At 72.3% G+C, this 12,323-nt stretch carries 11 protein-coding genes and 2 pseudogenes; 7 read left to right on the forward strand and 6 right to left on the reverse strand.

Features of this window, described 5'->3' with window-relative positions; all coding sequences use genetic code 11:
• Positions 1-152 precede the first annotated feature (152 nt).
• The 4 genes from ACWCPF_RS38215 to ACWCPF_RS38230 all read right to left on the reverse strand — a co-directional run bounded on the left by ACWCPF_RS38215 (position 153) and on the right by ACWCPF_RS38230 (position 3,971).
• Positions 153-449, reverse strand: a complete 297-nt coding sequence (locus tag ACWCPF_RS38215; protein ID WP_451049736.1) for a hypothetical protein — start codon at positions 447-449, stop codon at positions 153-155.
• Between the two features lie 551 nt (positions 450-1,000).
• Complete coding sequence (locus tag ACWCPF_RS38220; protein WP_451049737.1) at positions 1,001-1,717, reverse strand: ParA family protein; 717 nt, start codon at positions 1,715-1,717, stop codon at positions 1,001-1,003.
• Between the two features lie 182 nt (positions 1,718-1,899).
• Positions 1,900-2,469 (reverse strand): helix-turn-helix domain-containing protein, encoded by a 570-nt coding sequence (locus ACWCPF_RS38225; RefSeq protein WP_451049738.1) that lies wholly within the window; start codon positions 2,467-2,469, stop codon positions 1,900-1,902.
• On the reverse strand, positions 2,466-3,971 hold the full coding sequence (locus tag ACWCPF_RS38230) for a helix-turn-helix domain-containing protein (RefSeq protein ID WP_451049739.1): 1,506 nt from the start codon (positions 3,969-3,971) through the stop codon (positions 2,466-2,468). Before ACWCPF_RS38230 ends, ACWCPF_RS38225 begins: the two co-directional genes overlap by 4 nt.
• A 408-nt stretch (positions 3,972-4,379) precedes the next feature.
• Here ACWCPF_RS38230 and ACWCPF_RS38235 point away from each other — a divergent pair.
• Positions 4,380-4,517, forward strand: a pseudogene (locus ACWCPF_RS38235) (ribonuclease domain-containing protein); the annotation flags it as partial.
• A gap of 69 nt (positions 4,518-4,586) precedes the next feature.
• Here the strand turns inward: ACWCPF_RS38235 and ACWCPF_RS38240 are convergent.
• Positions 4,587-4,787 (reverse strand): hypothetical protein, encoded by a 201-nt coding sequence (locus tag ACWCPF_RS38240; protein WP_451049740.1) that lies wholly within the window; start codon positions 4,785-4,787, stop codon positions 4,587-4,589.
• A gap of 200 nt (positions 4,788-4,987) precedes the next feature.
• Here ACWCPF_RS38240 and ACWCPF_RS38245 point away from each other — a divergent pair.
• The 3 genes and pseudogenes from ACWCPF_RS38245 (at position 4,988) to ACWCPF_RS38255 (ending at position 8,300) form a co-directional block, all read left to right on the forward strand.
• Positions 4,988-6,242 (forward strand): annotated as a pseudogene (locus ACWCPF_RS38245) (sensor histidine kinase).
• Positions 6,243-6,342: 100 nt separating this feature from the next.
• Positions 6,343-7,023, forward strand: a complete 681-nt coding sequence (locus ACWCPF_RS38250; protein ID WP_451049741.1) for a response regulator — start codon at positions 6,343-6,345, stop codon at positions 7,021-7,023.
• 74 nt (positions 7,024-7,097) lie between these two features.
• Positions 7,098-8,300 carry a cytochrome P450 family protein gene (locus ACWCPF_RS38255; RefSeq protein WP_451049742.1) on the forward strand — a complete coding sequence of 401 codons (1,203 nt, stop codon included), beginning with the start codon at positions 7,098-7,100 and terminating at the stop codon, positions 8,298-8,300.
• A gap of 19 nt (positions 8,301-8,319) precedes the next feature.
• On the opposite strand, the gene ACWCPF_RS38260 is transcribed toward ACWCPF_RS38255, so the two are convergent.
• Positions 8,320-9,336, reverse strand: coding sequence for a Gfo/Idh/MocA family protein (locus tag ACWCPF_RS38260; protein ID WP_451049743.1), 1,017 nt, complete (start codon positions 9,334-9,336; stop codon positions 8,320-8,322).
• A 129-nt stretch (positions 9,337-9,465) separates the two neighbouring features.
• Between ACWCPF_RS38260 and ACWCPF_RS38265 the strand changes: the two genes are divergently transcribed.
• The 3 genes from ACWCPF_RS38265 to ACWCPF_RS38275 all read left to right on the forward strand — a co-directional run bounded on the left by ACWCPF_RS38265 (position 9,466) and on the right by ACWCPF_RS38275 (position 12,267).
• A complete protein-coding gene (locus ACWCPF_RS38265) occupies positions 9,466-10,203 on the forward strand; it encodes a GntR family transcriptional regulator (RefSeq protein ID WP_451049791.1) in 738 nt (245 codons plus the stop codon).
• Between the two features lie 249 nt (positions 10,204-10,452).
• Positions 10,453-11,601, forward strand: coding sequence for an ROK family glucokinase (locus tag ACWCPF_RS38270; RefSeq protein ID WP_451049792.1), 1,149 nt, complete (start codon positions 10,453-10,455; stop codon positions 11,599-11,601).
• Positions 11,602-11,673: 72 nt separating this feature from the next.
• Complete coding sequence (locus ACWCPF_RS38275) at positions 11,674-12,267, forward strand: sugar kinase (RefSeq protein ID WP_451049744.1); 594 nt, start codon at positions 11,674-11,676, stop codon at positions 12,265-12,267.
• The last annotated feature ends 56 nt before the right edge of the window (positions 12,268-12,323 follow it).

Here is a 12,323-nt window from a genome sequence, read left to right on the forward strand (position 1 = left end):
GGCGGTTTCTCGATTCTGCCCTATTGTTTTATCGGGTGGCGCCCGTTGTGGTGTTCTCTCGCCCCTTTTTTGGGGGGGGGCGCGGCGGGCGGGGGGGGGGGGCCCCCCCCCCCCCGCCCCCCCCCCCCCCCACCCCTGCGTCCGGTGTTTCGTCAGAATCCCCGTACGGTGAGCCACTCGTCCAGCGCGACCGAGACGATGTCGCCGATGGGCAGGTGGTCGAGTTCGTTGTCCAGCGCGAAGCGTTTGATCCGCCTCTTCAGCTTCAGCGCGGTGGGGACCGACGAGTCGAGGCTCTCGCGCGCGATGATGCGCTGGTTGAGAACGACGGCGGTCTCAGGAATGTCCTTGGGGCGGCCGGGCCCTTGAGCCCACGGGGTTCCCTCGCTGGGTGTCTCCTCCCGGCGCGTGTGCTGCTCCTGGTGAGATTCCGGAGTATCGGTCCTCACTGGGAAGGCCGTACCGCCCGGGACCGGAGCAACGGCTGGCCGGACGGCAACCTCGGCGGTCGGGGACACCCCAGCGGTCGTGGGGGCGGCCTGGGGCAGACCGGCCTGCGGAACCTGCTCGACGAGCTGCCTGGCCTGAACCGTGGATGCCGCGGGTTCGGCAGCGCGGTCCACGAACTGCTCCGGCCCCTGCGTCGAATGCCCAGAAGGACCCGGCTGCACCGCGGCATCGACTACGGCCCGGGCCTGGACGGGGCCGCTCGATGCGACGCCAGCGGTCGGAGGGGCCTGGGACTGTGGTGCCTCGCGGACCGTCCTGGTCGGGTCGCCCTGCGCCGTAGTCTCCCCGGGAGCCGTAGAAGGGTGCTGAGCCGCGGACTCATCGGAAGCGGGACGCCCTTCACCTTGGTCGGTGGCCTGTTCGGCGGCGAACTGCTCAGGCGTGAGCTCGGCGGCCGGGGGAGGGGGCGGCGGGGTCGTCTTCTTGGCCCCGCCCAGGGTGCGCCCGCCCGTGCGGCGGGCCGGAGGCTTCGGCCTCTCGTTCTTCTCGCTCATGCCTGGGTCAGCTCCTTCATCAGGTGGGCGTACTCGCTCAGTTCGGTGGGGATCTCGCCGAAGGCCTCCATGTAGTGGACCCAGGAGTGGATGGTGGTCTCGGCGAGCGGGAACGGTTCGTCGCGGTCCGGGCCGATGCCCTCGCCTTCGGCGGGCTCCAGCAGCTGCTCCTTCGCCCGGCTGGGCAGGCTGGTGCGGTCGTCGGCCTTGACCATGACGACGTGGGCGGTGACGCCGTGCTCGTTGCGGGCGGCGGCGCGTTCGGCCTCGTCGAAGGTGGCGACGAGCTTGCGGCGTTCGATCTTGGTGGGGGCGACCGGCACGAGCAGCAGGTTGGCCTCGGTGACGGCTTCGTGGAAGATGCGGGCGCTGCCGCCGCCGGCGTCGACCACGATCGCGCCGAACTCGGCACGCTTGGCGCGGATGTACTCGGCGATGTCGTCGAACGGGTACCTCTCGACGACCAGGTTCGTCGGCAATTCGAAGCCCTCGGCCGCCGCGACCTTGAACCAGTCGTAGGCGGACTGGCTGGTCGCGTCGGCGTCCAGCAGCAGTGTCGGCAGGTTGAGGACGACCGCGTAGTAGAGCGCGATGAACCAGGCGGAGGTGGTCTTGCCGGTGCCGCCCTTGAGCATGCCGACGACGATGACGAAGGCGTCCCAGGCGTTCGCTGTGGCCGCGGCCAGGGTCTTGGTACGGGTGTTCTCACTCACGTGTGCTTGATCTCCTGAATCGGGGAAGGTGTGTTGGCTTGCGCGCGCCGGTGAGAGGGTCGGCGTTCGGGTGTGACTGCCTGCCGGTGACGGAGGGGCCCGTGCTGCAGCGCTGGAATCGGGATGGCTCACTGTCGGCCTCTTGATGTGCCGCGCTCTGCCGGCGACACGTGCGAGCGTGCTCATGACCGCTTCATCGGGGTGCGGGCGGCGCCGTGGTTGTGCTGGGGCCGCATCGGGGTGTCGGCTTGGTGCAGGAGCCGATAGACGGTGGCGACGGAGTAGCTGCACTCTTCGGCCAGTTCCGGCACGGTGGCGCCGGCCTCGTACCGTGCCCGCAGGGACGCCACGAGCCTCTTTCGCCGTGCGGTATTGACTGCGGAGCGGATGCGGTGGGTCTGCTGGGTGGTGCGGGGCGTGCCCCCGGCCTCGATCAGCAGCCGCCGGGCGGTATAGCGCGTCACGGACCCCGCCTTGGCCAGCTCCGTGAGCGTGGCGCCTTGCTGCTCGTAGAGGCGGCGCAGACGGGCCGCGAGGTTGCGGCGGGCTGGCCCGTCGCGCAGCCTGCGGGTCTGCCACGAGGTGCGCATCACGGTGTCGGCCTCGCGCAAGCGGTTGAGGACCGTGCCGTACGACAGCCTGCTCGCGGCGACGAGTTCGGCGACCGTGGCACCGGACTCGTACTGCTCACGCAGGCCTTGAGGGGTGGTCGATGAGCTGTCGGCATCGGCGGGTGGAGGTTGTGGGTTCACGCGGCGGAGTTCCATTCGCTGAGGGCTTCGGCATGGGCGGCGGCCAGCTCGTCGTAACTGCGCTGGTCGGCAGGGGTGATGAGGATCAGTCGGCCGTCGGTGGCGATCCGCCAGTCGGCGGCAGGCCGGCCGGTGACCGGGTCGAGGACGCTCCCGCCCGGGGCCTTGCACGTGGACGGGATCTCGTCGGGCCGGGGTGCCGGGACCAGGACCTGGCACCCGTCGCGGACGATCACCGTGGCCTTGCTGCGGTGTTCCGCGCGTCGGTCCAGCGCCTCCTCGTATGCAGCCCGCTCGACCGTGTGCAGGGTCTTGCGCCGGGCCGCGATGCCCGCCGTGGCGCAGAGCTGGGCGATGTCGTTCCAGACTTGTGCCGGGCGTGCCCCCGGTTCCACGGCGGCGTCCAGAAGGCCTTGACCGACCCCCTCCACGGCGCGGGGAGCGAGGGTCCAGGTCTCGCCGTCGTGCCGGACGAGTCCGTGGTCGGCCAGACGGCGCAGGGTCCGGTAGGCAGTGGCGCGGGACACGGAGGCCGTACCGACAAGGTCGCTGACGGTCTGAGCGGGCCGGACGTGCAGCGCGCTGATGATCATGAGGGCTGAGCTTCCGAGGCCGCGGTGGGCGAAGGCGTCGTGGCCCATGAGGCGGGCGATGACGGTGGAGTCGATGTCGGCCGTCATGGCCGTCTCAGGGGTGGTCCACTCCTCAAGTGCCAGGTCGGGGGGGTACTGAGTGGTCCGGAAACGAGACAGCGACGTATGGGCATGACGACGAGGAGTGGTGCCGTGGTCGAGGTACCAGGTGGAGCCTTCCCGGCCGTGGCCGACCCGCAGGCGACGCAGCCAGCCCCCAGGCTTGAGGACCGTCTCGTAGACCGCACGCAGCGTCGTTCGCGAGATCCCTGCCTCCTCCGCGGTCTGCCGCTCGCTCGCGTGGTGCAGCGGGCCGCCGGCGCTCTCGGCGAAGTTCAGATGCGCCCGCAGCACCCGCAGCGCGGTCCGTCCCCGCTCGCCGCGCCAGGGCGTGGTCTCGATGCGGTCCCGCAGCGCGGCCAGGACCTCGTAGACGTGGTGACGCGACTCCAGCACTCGCGTTCCGGCGACCACAGCCGAGGCGCTGGCCCACACCCGGCGGATGTAGTCCAGGGCACGTGCCTGCCCCGAGCGCAGCGCGATGTGCCGGGCGTGTCGGCCGCCCTCGTGGTCGGGGTGCAGCAGGAGCCGGGTCAGCTCCTCGACGGTGCCGCCGGCCCGTGCGACATGGCAGGCGATCGCCGCTGTGACGCGGTGCCCGTGGCCGGCTGCGCCCTCGCGGTCCTGGCGGACGACCACGGTGCGGCCGTCGGAGCCGAGCCTGCTGTAGCTGCCCGTCGCGTACCGGCCGGTGAGATCTCCGAGCAGGACGAGCTCGGCGGCAGCCGGACGAAGGTGGTGAAGGCCGAGTCGGCCGAACGGGTGAGGGGTCTGACTCTGTGGTTCTGCCTGATGACGGTGGTATGGCACGGTGAGGTCGTCTCGCAAGGACAAGGGCGCCACCCAGGCCCGCTAAAACCACGGGTGGTACCCGGAACCGACCTCCGAACGGTGCCAGCGAAGCCTCCAGGACGGCCATCCTGGAGGCATTCGTATGCCTGGCCCCGCTCCGGAGGCAGGCGTCCCCATCGCAACTCGACCAGGGCGGGATCGGCGAAGCAGCGAGATCGCCGCTCCTGATCAACGCCCGTCAACTCAGGTTCCTCAGAGGCGAGTTGTAGAGGGATCGCCTCTGACTGCCTCTGAGCGGACCGGGTCGAACCGGGGTCGAATCGGAGCGTTTTCCTCTGACTGCCTCCGATCGCCTCTGCAACCCGTCCTAGCAGGTCACAGCCGTTTCGACCTCCATGAGCCCAGGTCAGAGGGGTGCGGTCGGATTACCACGAGTACACGGTGAAGACCCCCGGGTCGTCGACGCGCGGAGCGCGCCGCATCGTGACCGGGAAGAAGACCGACGAGGACTACTACACGGCGGACCACTACGTCACGTTCAACCTGATCAACTACGGCTGCTGAGCCGGATCGCGATCGACGGTCGAACGTCCAGGAACGGCGCGACGGCGCCGGAGGTCCGGCTCACCCCACTCAGCCGGACCTCCGGCTCTCCGCGGCGGCGAACAGGGCGAACGCCGCCGCGATGAGCGCGGCGCTCGCGTACACCTCGTAGCCGTCGAGGAAGCCGAGCCGCTGCACGAGACCCGCGTGCCAGTCGGTGAACTCGTGCAGCAGGCCCAGGACGCCCTGCACCAGGGCGAGAAATCCGAGTACTCCCAGCAGTTCCTTCATGTCCGAGACCCTCGCCCCGCGGACCCCCCTCGCGCCATCGGCCGCGGGGCGAGACATCTCCGACGCAAGGTCCTCTCCCGCCCGCCCGGCCGCGCCGAAAGGAGCGGGCGCCGCGACTTCGGTCGACGGCCGTCTCCCTTCGGTAGGCATCCGGGCCAGGAAGAGGTGCCGCGGGTGCGCACTGCGTAGATTTGTCGACCATGAGGGCAGACGACGACACGGCGCCGACGGCCGTCGCGATCACCGGACACCGATGGCTGCTGCCGTCCGCCGTGGTCGCGGAGCTCGCCCCGGACCCCGAGCGCCCCGGCCGGCCGCAGCGGCGCACCGCCCGCGACTGGGTCGTCGACTTCTGCTGTTTCCTCGTCGCCGTCGGCGTCGGCCTGGCGGTCGCCGACGCGCTCCCCGGCGACGCGGACCTCCCGTCCGCCTTCGCCGGTGACCGACCAGCTCCTGGGCGTCCTCGCCTGCGCGGCGGTCTGGCTGCGCCGCCGGTGGCCCCTCGCCCTGGCGGTCGCCCTCGTCCCGCTCGGCTTCCTGTCGACGACCTCGGCCGGCGCCTGCACGGTCGCCCTGTTCACCCTCGCCGTGCACCGGCCGCTGCGCTACGTGGCCTGGGTCGGCGGCGCCCAGCTCGCCCTGCTCCCGCTGCTGGCCTGGGTCCGCCCGGACCCCACCCTTGCGTACGGGCCGTCGCTGGCGTGGAGCGTGCTGTTCATCGTCACGGCCATCGGCTGGGGCATGTTCGTGCGCTCCAAGCGGCAGCTGATGCTGAGCCTGCGCGACCGCGCCCGGCGCGCCGAGACGGAGGCCCGGCTGCGCGCCGAGCAGGCGCAGCGGCTGGCCCGTGAGTCCATCGCCCGTGAGATGCACGATGTGCTCGCCCACCGGCTCACCCTGCTCAGCGTGCACGCGGGCGCCCTGGAGTTCCGTCCCGACGCGCCCCGCGAGGAGGTCGCGCGGGCGGCCGGGGTCATCCGGGAGAGCGCCCACGAGGCCCTCCAGGACCTGCGGGAGATCATCGGAGTCCTGCGGGCCGGCGAACCCGACGACGCCGGCCGCCCGCAGCCGACGCTGGCCGCCCTGGACACGCTCGTCGCCGAGTCCCGGGAGGCCGGCATGAAGGTGACCCTCGACCAGCGCGTCACGGACGCCGACGCCGTCCCCGCCTCGGTCGGCCGCACCGCCTTCCGCATCGTCCAGGAGTGCCTCACCAACGCCCGCAAGCACGCCCCGGGCGCGGAGGCCGCGGTCACCGTGTCCGGCGGGCGGGGCGCGGGTCTCGCCGTGGGCGTGCGCAACCCGGCCCCCGAGGGCGACGTCCCGGCCGTCCCCGGCTCCGGCCAGGGCCTCATCGGCCTGACCGAACGGGCGACGCTCGCCGGGGGACGCCTCACGCACGGGGCGTGCGAGGACGGCGGGTTCGAGGTGCGGGCCTGGCTGCCCTGGCCGTGAGCGGAGCCCGTCCCTCCGGCCGGCGGCCCGGCGACCCGAGGCGTCCGCGCCGCCCGCATCCGCACAACTCGCCTGCCGCAACCGTGATTACGTAAGACCCATGACTGCGATCAGACTCCTCCTCGTCGACGACGATCCCCTGGTGCGGGCCGGTCTGACGTTCATGATGGGCGGCGCCGACGACATCGAGATCGTCGGTGAGGCCGCCGACGGCGACGAGGTGGAGGGGCTCGTGGAGCGCACCCGCCCCGATGTCGTCCTGATGGACATCCGGATGCCGTCGGTGGACGGGCTCACCGCCACCCGGCGGCTGCGCGAGCGCGAGGACGCCCCGCAGGTCGTGGTGCTCACCACCTTCCACGCCGACGAACAGGTGCTGCGGGCGCTGCGCGCGGGCGCCGCCGGGTTCGTCCTCAAGGACACCCCGCCGGCCGAGATCCTCGACGCCGTGCGCCGGGTGGCGGCCGGCGACCCCGTCCTGTCGCCCGCGGTCACCCGGCAGTTGATGGACCACGCGGCCGGCACGGCCGCCGACACCCGCCGCGCCCACGCGCGCGTGCGGCTCGCGGAGCTCGGCGCGCGCGAACGCGAGGTGGCCGTCGCGGTCGGCCGGGGACTGTCCAACGCGGACATCGCCGCCGAGCTGTTCATGAGCGTCGCCACCGTGAAGGCCCATGTCTCCCGGGTCCTGGCCAAGCTCGACCTGAACAACCGCGTCCAGATCGCCCTCCTGGCCTACGACGCGGGCCTCCTGGAGGGAGGAGAGCAGGGCGGGCACTAGGCGGACGTCCCGTGCGTTGTGGGGGTGGCAGGCCCGGGTGGCAGGCCCGGGTTGACGACGTCAGGGGGAGCGGCATGGTGGAGACGGTGGACCTGGGGGAGTTCGGCGACGACTTCCGCAGGAACCCGCACCCGGTCTACGCGCGACTGCGCGAGCGCGGCCCGGTGCACCGGGTGCGGCTGCCCGAGGAGGACCACGTGACCTGGCTCGTCGTGGGCCACGCGGAGGCCCGCGCGGCGCTCGCCGACCCCCGGCTGGCCAAGGACGCCTCGCGGACGAGCCGCACGTTCCTCGACGAACGGCTGATCGGCAGCCACCTGCTGATCAGCGACCCGCCGCAGCACACGCGCCTGCGCGCGCTGGTCTCCCGCGCCTTCACCATGCGCCGCGTGGAGGAACTGCGGCCGCGGATCCAGGAGATCACCGACGACCTGCTCGACGCGATGCTTCCGCACGGCCGCGCCGACCTCGTCGAGTCCCTCGCCTACCCGCTGCCCCTCACCGTCATCTGCGAGCTCCTCGGCGTTCCCGAGCTGGACCGCACCGAGTTCCGCAAGCTGTCCGGCGAGGCCGTCGCGCCCACCAGCATGGAGGCCGAGCACGACGCGTTCGTGCGGCTCGGCGCATACCTGACCGAGCTGATCGAGGACAAGCGGTGCGCAGGACCGAGCGACGACCTGCTGAGCGACTTGATCCGCACCACCGCGCAGGACGGCGACCGGCTCTCGCCCGGCGAACTGCGCGGCATGGCGTTCCTCCTCCTCGTCGCCGGCCACGAGACGACCGTCAACCTGATCACCAACGCGGTGCACGCCCTGCTCACCCACCCGGACCAACTCGCCGCCCTGCGCGCCGACATGACCCTGCTGGACGGCGCGGTCGAGGAGACCCTGCGCTACGAGGGGCCGGTGGAGAACGCCACCTACCGGTTCGCCGCCGAGCCGCTGGAGATCGCCGGGGTGCCCGTCGCGCCGGGCGAGGCGGTGATGATCGGGCTGAGCGCCGCCGGCCGGGACGCGGAGCGCTTCGCGGCTCCCGACGGCTTCGACATCCGCCGCGACAGCCGCGGCCACCTCGCCTTCGGCCATGGCGTCCACTACTGCCTGGGGGCCCCGCTGGCCCGCCTGGAGGCCCGCACGGCGATCCGGTCCCTCGTCGAGCGCGCCCCGTCCCTGGCGCTGGACGGACCGCCCGGCGCATGGATCCCCGGCATGCTGATACGCGGCGTGCGCAGCCTGCCGCTCCGCTGGACGCCGAGCAGTGACCCCCGGGCCTGAACCGCCGGTGCGCCCGGGCTCAGCCCGGCTGGGAAGTCTCCGGGATCTCGGCGAGCCACACCGCTCTGCGCTCCCGTCGGGAGACCTCGCAGGCCTCCGCGATCCGCAGCGCCTGGAGGGCCTCGCGGCCGTCGCAGGGGTTGGCCCGCAGACCGCGCACGACGTCCACGAAGGCGTTCAGCTCCGCCTGGTAGGAGGGCTCGAAGCGTTCCAGGAACCCGGTCCACGGCTTGTCCGCGGCGGGCGGCCCGGTCGGTTCGGTGGACGCGATCGGCGTGCGGTCGTCCAGGCCGACGACGATCTGGTCGAGCTCCCCGGCCAGCTCCATGCGGACGTCGTAGCCCGCGCCGTTCAGCCGGGTCGCCGTCGCCGTGGCGAGGGTGCCGTCGTCGAGGGTGAGGACGGCGGCGGCCGTGTCCACATCGCCCGCCTCGCGGAACATCGCCGGTCCGGCGGCGGAGCCGGTGGCGTACACGTCCGCCACCTCGCGCCCGGTCACCCAGCGCAGACAGTCGAAGTCGTGGATGAGAGCGTCCCGGTAGATCCCGCCGGAGAGCGGCAGCCACGAGGCCGGTGGCGGTGACTCGTCGGAGGTCAGCGCCCGCACCGTGTGCAGTCGTCCGAGCCGCCCCGACCGGACCGCCTCCCGGGCCCCCGCGTATCCCGCGTCGAAGCGCCGCTGGAAGCCCATCTGAAGGATCGTTCCGGCGGTCTCCACCTCGGCGATCGCCTGTAAGGTCCCCGCCAGATCCAGGGCGATCGGCTTCTCGCAGAAGACCGGCAGCCCGGAGCGCGCCGCCCGGCCGATCAGCTCGGCGTGGGCCGAGGTGGCCGTCGTGATCACCACGGCGTCCACGCCCCAGCGGAAGATCTCGTCCACCCCTGGGGCGGCCGTCTCGCCCAGCCGGTACGCGAGCTCCTGGGCCCGCGCATGGTCCGCGTCCGTCAGGATCAGGGATCCGACCTCGCGGTGACGGCTGAGTGTGTTCGCATGAATGGTGCCTATGCGGCCCGTCCCGATGACCCCGATGCGCATGGAATCAAAGTGACCTCGCAGGCAGCGCCCTGTCAATGCGTATGTCCGGACAACCGAACCACAGAACTTCCCGTCAACCGGCCACGGAGCTACGCTCGGCCCGTGCCGAAACCAGGAGTGGACCCGACTGTGCAGCTCGAACTACGTGTGGACCGAAACTCTCCGGTGCCGTTGTACTTCCAGCTGGCCCAGCAGCTGGAGGCCGCCATCGAGCACGGCTCGCTCACCCCCGGCAGCCTGCTCGGCAACGAGATCGAGCTGGCCGCACGGCTCGGGCTGTCCCGGCCGACCGTCCGCCAGGCCATCCAGTCCCTCGTCGACAAGGGCCTCCTGGTGCGCCGGCGGGGCGTCGGCACGCAGGTCGTGCACAGCCAGGTCAAGCGCCCGCTGGAGCTCAGCAGCCTCTACGACGACCTGGAGGCGGCCGGGCAGCGTCCCGCCACCACGGTCCTGGTCAACACCATGGTCCCGGCGTCCGCCGAGGTCGCGGCCGCGCTCGCGGTGGCCGAGGGCAGCGACGTCCACCGGGTGGAGCGGCTGCGGCTGGCGCACGGCGAGCCGATGGCCTACCTGTGCAACCACATCCCCTCCGGCCTGCTCGGTCTGGACACCGAGCAGCTCCAGGCCACCGGCCTGTACCGGCTGATGCGGGCCGCCGGGATCACCCTGCACAGCGCCCGGCAGTCGATCGGCGCGCGGGCCGCCACCGCCGCCGAGGCCGAGCGGCTCGCCGAGGACGAGGGCGCCCCGCTGCTGACCATGCAGCGCACGACCTTCGACGACACCGGCCGCGCGGTGGAGTTCGGCGACCACATCTACCGGCCGACCCGCTACTCCTTCGAGTTCCAGCTGCTCGTGCGCCCCTGAGGAGCATTGGTCGTATTGTCCGGACAATGCGATCGGACGGTCGATATGCACGCACAAAGCGGCCGACGGCCGTGCGGCGTGCGGCCTCCGTCACGGCCGCCCGGGACAGGGCGCGCGGCCATGTCGATTTGTCGCGCCGCCGCGTGGGCCTCGACCAGCCACGACGCACCCGGGAACGGCCGACGACGCGCCCGCCCCGCCGCCGCCCGGCTCGGCACCCGGCACGAGGGTGAGGCAGAATCGGCGACGATGAGCACCTACGGCAACTTCACCGCCCCCATCGGCTCCCGCCGCGCCCCGGCGCTGCGCACGGTCGGCACACGGGAGCGCCGCTCGCACCTGACGGCGCCCCGGGTGCCCACGGTGGGCATCGACATCGGCGGCACCAAAGTGATGGCGGGCGTCGTCGACGCCGACGGCAACATCCTGGAGAAGGTCCGCACCGAGACCCCCGACAAGTCCAAGAGCCCGAAGGTCGTCGAGGACACCATCGTCGAGCTGGTCCTGGACCTCTCCGACCGCCACGACGTGCACGCGGTCGGCGTCGGCGCGGCGGGCTGGGTCGACGCGGACCGCAACCGCGTCCTGTTCGCACCCCACCTGTCCTGGCGCAACGAGCCCCTCAGGGACCGCCTCTCCAGCCGGCTGGCGGTTCCCGTGCTGGTCGACAACGACGCCAACACCGCCGCCTGGGCGGAGTGGCGCTTCGGCGCGGGCCGCGGCGAGGACCACCTCGTCATGATCACCCTCGGCACCGGCATCGGCGGCGCCATCCTGGAGGACGGCCAGGTCAAGCGCGGCAAGTACGGCGTCGCCGGCGAGTTCGGCCATATGCAGGTCGTGCCCGGCGGCCACCGCTGCCCGTGCGGCAACCGCGGCTGCTGGGAGCAGTACAGCTCGGGCAACGCGCTGGTCCGCGAGGCCCGGGAGCTGGCCGCCGCCGACTCCCCGGTGGCCTACGGGATCATCGAGCACGTCAAGGGCAACATCGGCGACATCACCGGCCCGATGATCACCGAGCTGGCCCGCGAGGGCGACGCCATGTGCATCGAGCTGCTCCAGGACATCGGCCAGTGGCTCGGCGTCGGCATCGCCAACCTGGCCGCCGCCCTCGACCCGTCCTGCTTCGTCATCGGCGGCGGCGTCTCGGCCGCCGACGACCTGTTGATCGCGCCCGCGCGGGACGCCTTCAAGCGCCAGCTCACCGGCCGCGGCTACCGCCCCGAGGCCCGGATCGTCCGCGCCCAGCTGGGCCCCGAGGCCGGCATGGTGGGAGCCGCCGACCTGGCCCGCCTGGTCGCCCGCCGCTTCCGGCGCGCCAAGCGCCGCCGCGTGGAGCGCTACGAGCGCTTCGAACGGTTCACGGAGGCGGCCCGCCGCGCCCAGGACCCGGCGTGACCGCCGCACCGCCCCGCACCGCCCAGGACACCGCATGACCACCGCACCGCCCCGCACCACCCGGGACACCGCATGACAGCATCGCTGCCCCGCCAGGCCGACGCCGCCGAAGAGCCGTCCCGCCCGCCGGAGGACCGCCGGCACGTGATCCGTCGCCGGGCGCTCACCCTGCTGATCATCGTGCTGCTCATCGGCGTCCCGGCCGGCTACCTGGTGATCTCCGCCAACCAGAGCCGTGACAGCGGCAGGACCAAGGAGGCCAAGTACTCGGCCACCGGCCTGACCGAGGGCTGGCCCTCCAAGGTCCAGCGCCGGCTGTACCAGGTGCCGATCCCGCACCCGTCGAACCAGGTCGCCTACTACGAGACGAACAACTGGAAGACCAGCCGCCTCTATGTGCAGTTCCAGACCACGCACGCCGGTCTCGACCAGTTCCTCGCCGACCTCGGCCTGAGCCGGGCCGACCTGAAGAACGGCGACATCGCCATCAGCGCCCGCGACCAGGAGATCACCGGCTGGAAGTTCTCCGGCACCGGCTCCCGCCCCGGCGACGACTTCGGCACCGTCCATGAGCAGAAGGACCCCCAGCCGACGCTGGACATCGTGGTGAACACCGGCAACGCGGTGTACCCCTTCGTCTACGTCGTCTCGCGCGCGGTCCCCTGACCCGGCCGGGCCCGAGCCCCTCGGCAGGCCGCCGGGGCCGAATGTCAGACCCCGCC

This window comes from Streptomyces sp. NPDC001858 (genome assembly GCF_053594615.1).

Excerpts from the sequence above, each read along its gene's own strand:
- ACWCPF_RS38240 (WP_451049740.1), bottom strand. The coding sequence starts at position 4,787 with ATGAAGGAACTGCTGGGAGTACTCGGATTTCTCGCCCTGGTGCAGGGC.
- ACWCPF_RS38250 (WP_451049741.1), top strand. The coding sequence starts at position 6,343 with ATGACTGCGATCAGACTCCTCCTCGTCGACGACGATCCCCTGGTGCGG.
- ACWCPF_RS38255 (WP_451049742.1), top strand. The coding sequence starts at position 7,098 with ATGGTGGAGACGGTGGACCTGGGGGAGTTCGGCGACGACTTCCGCAGG.
- ACWCPF_RS38260 (WP_451049743.1), bottom strand. The coding sequence starts at position 9,336 with ATGCGCATCGGGGTCATCGGGACGGGCCGCATAGGCACCATTCATGCG.
- ACWCPF_RS38270 (WP_451049792.1), top strand. The coding sequence starts at position 10,453 with ATGAGCACCTACGGCAACTTCACCGCCCCCATCGGCTCCCGCCGCGCC.
- ACWCPF_RS38275 (WP_451049744.1), top strand. The coding sequence starts at position 11,674 with ATGACAGCATCGCTGCCCCGCCAGGCCGACGCCGCCGAAGAGCCGTCC.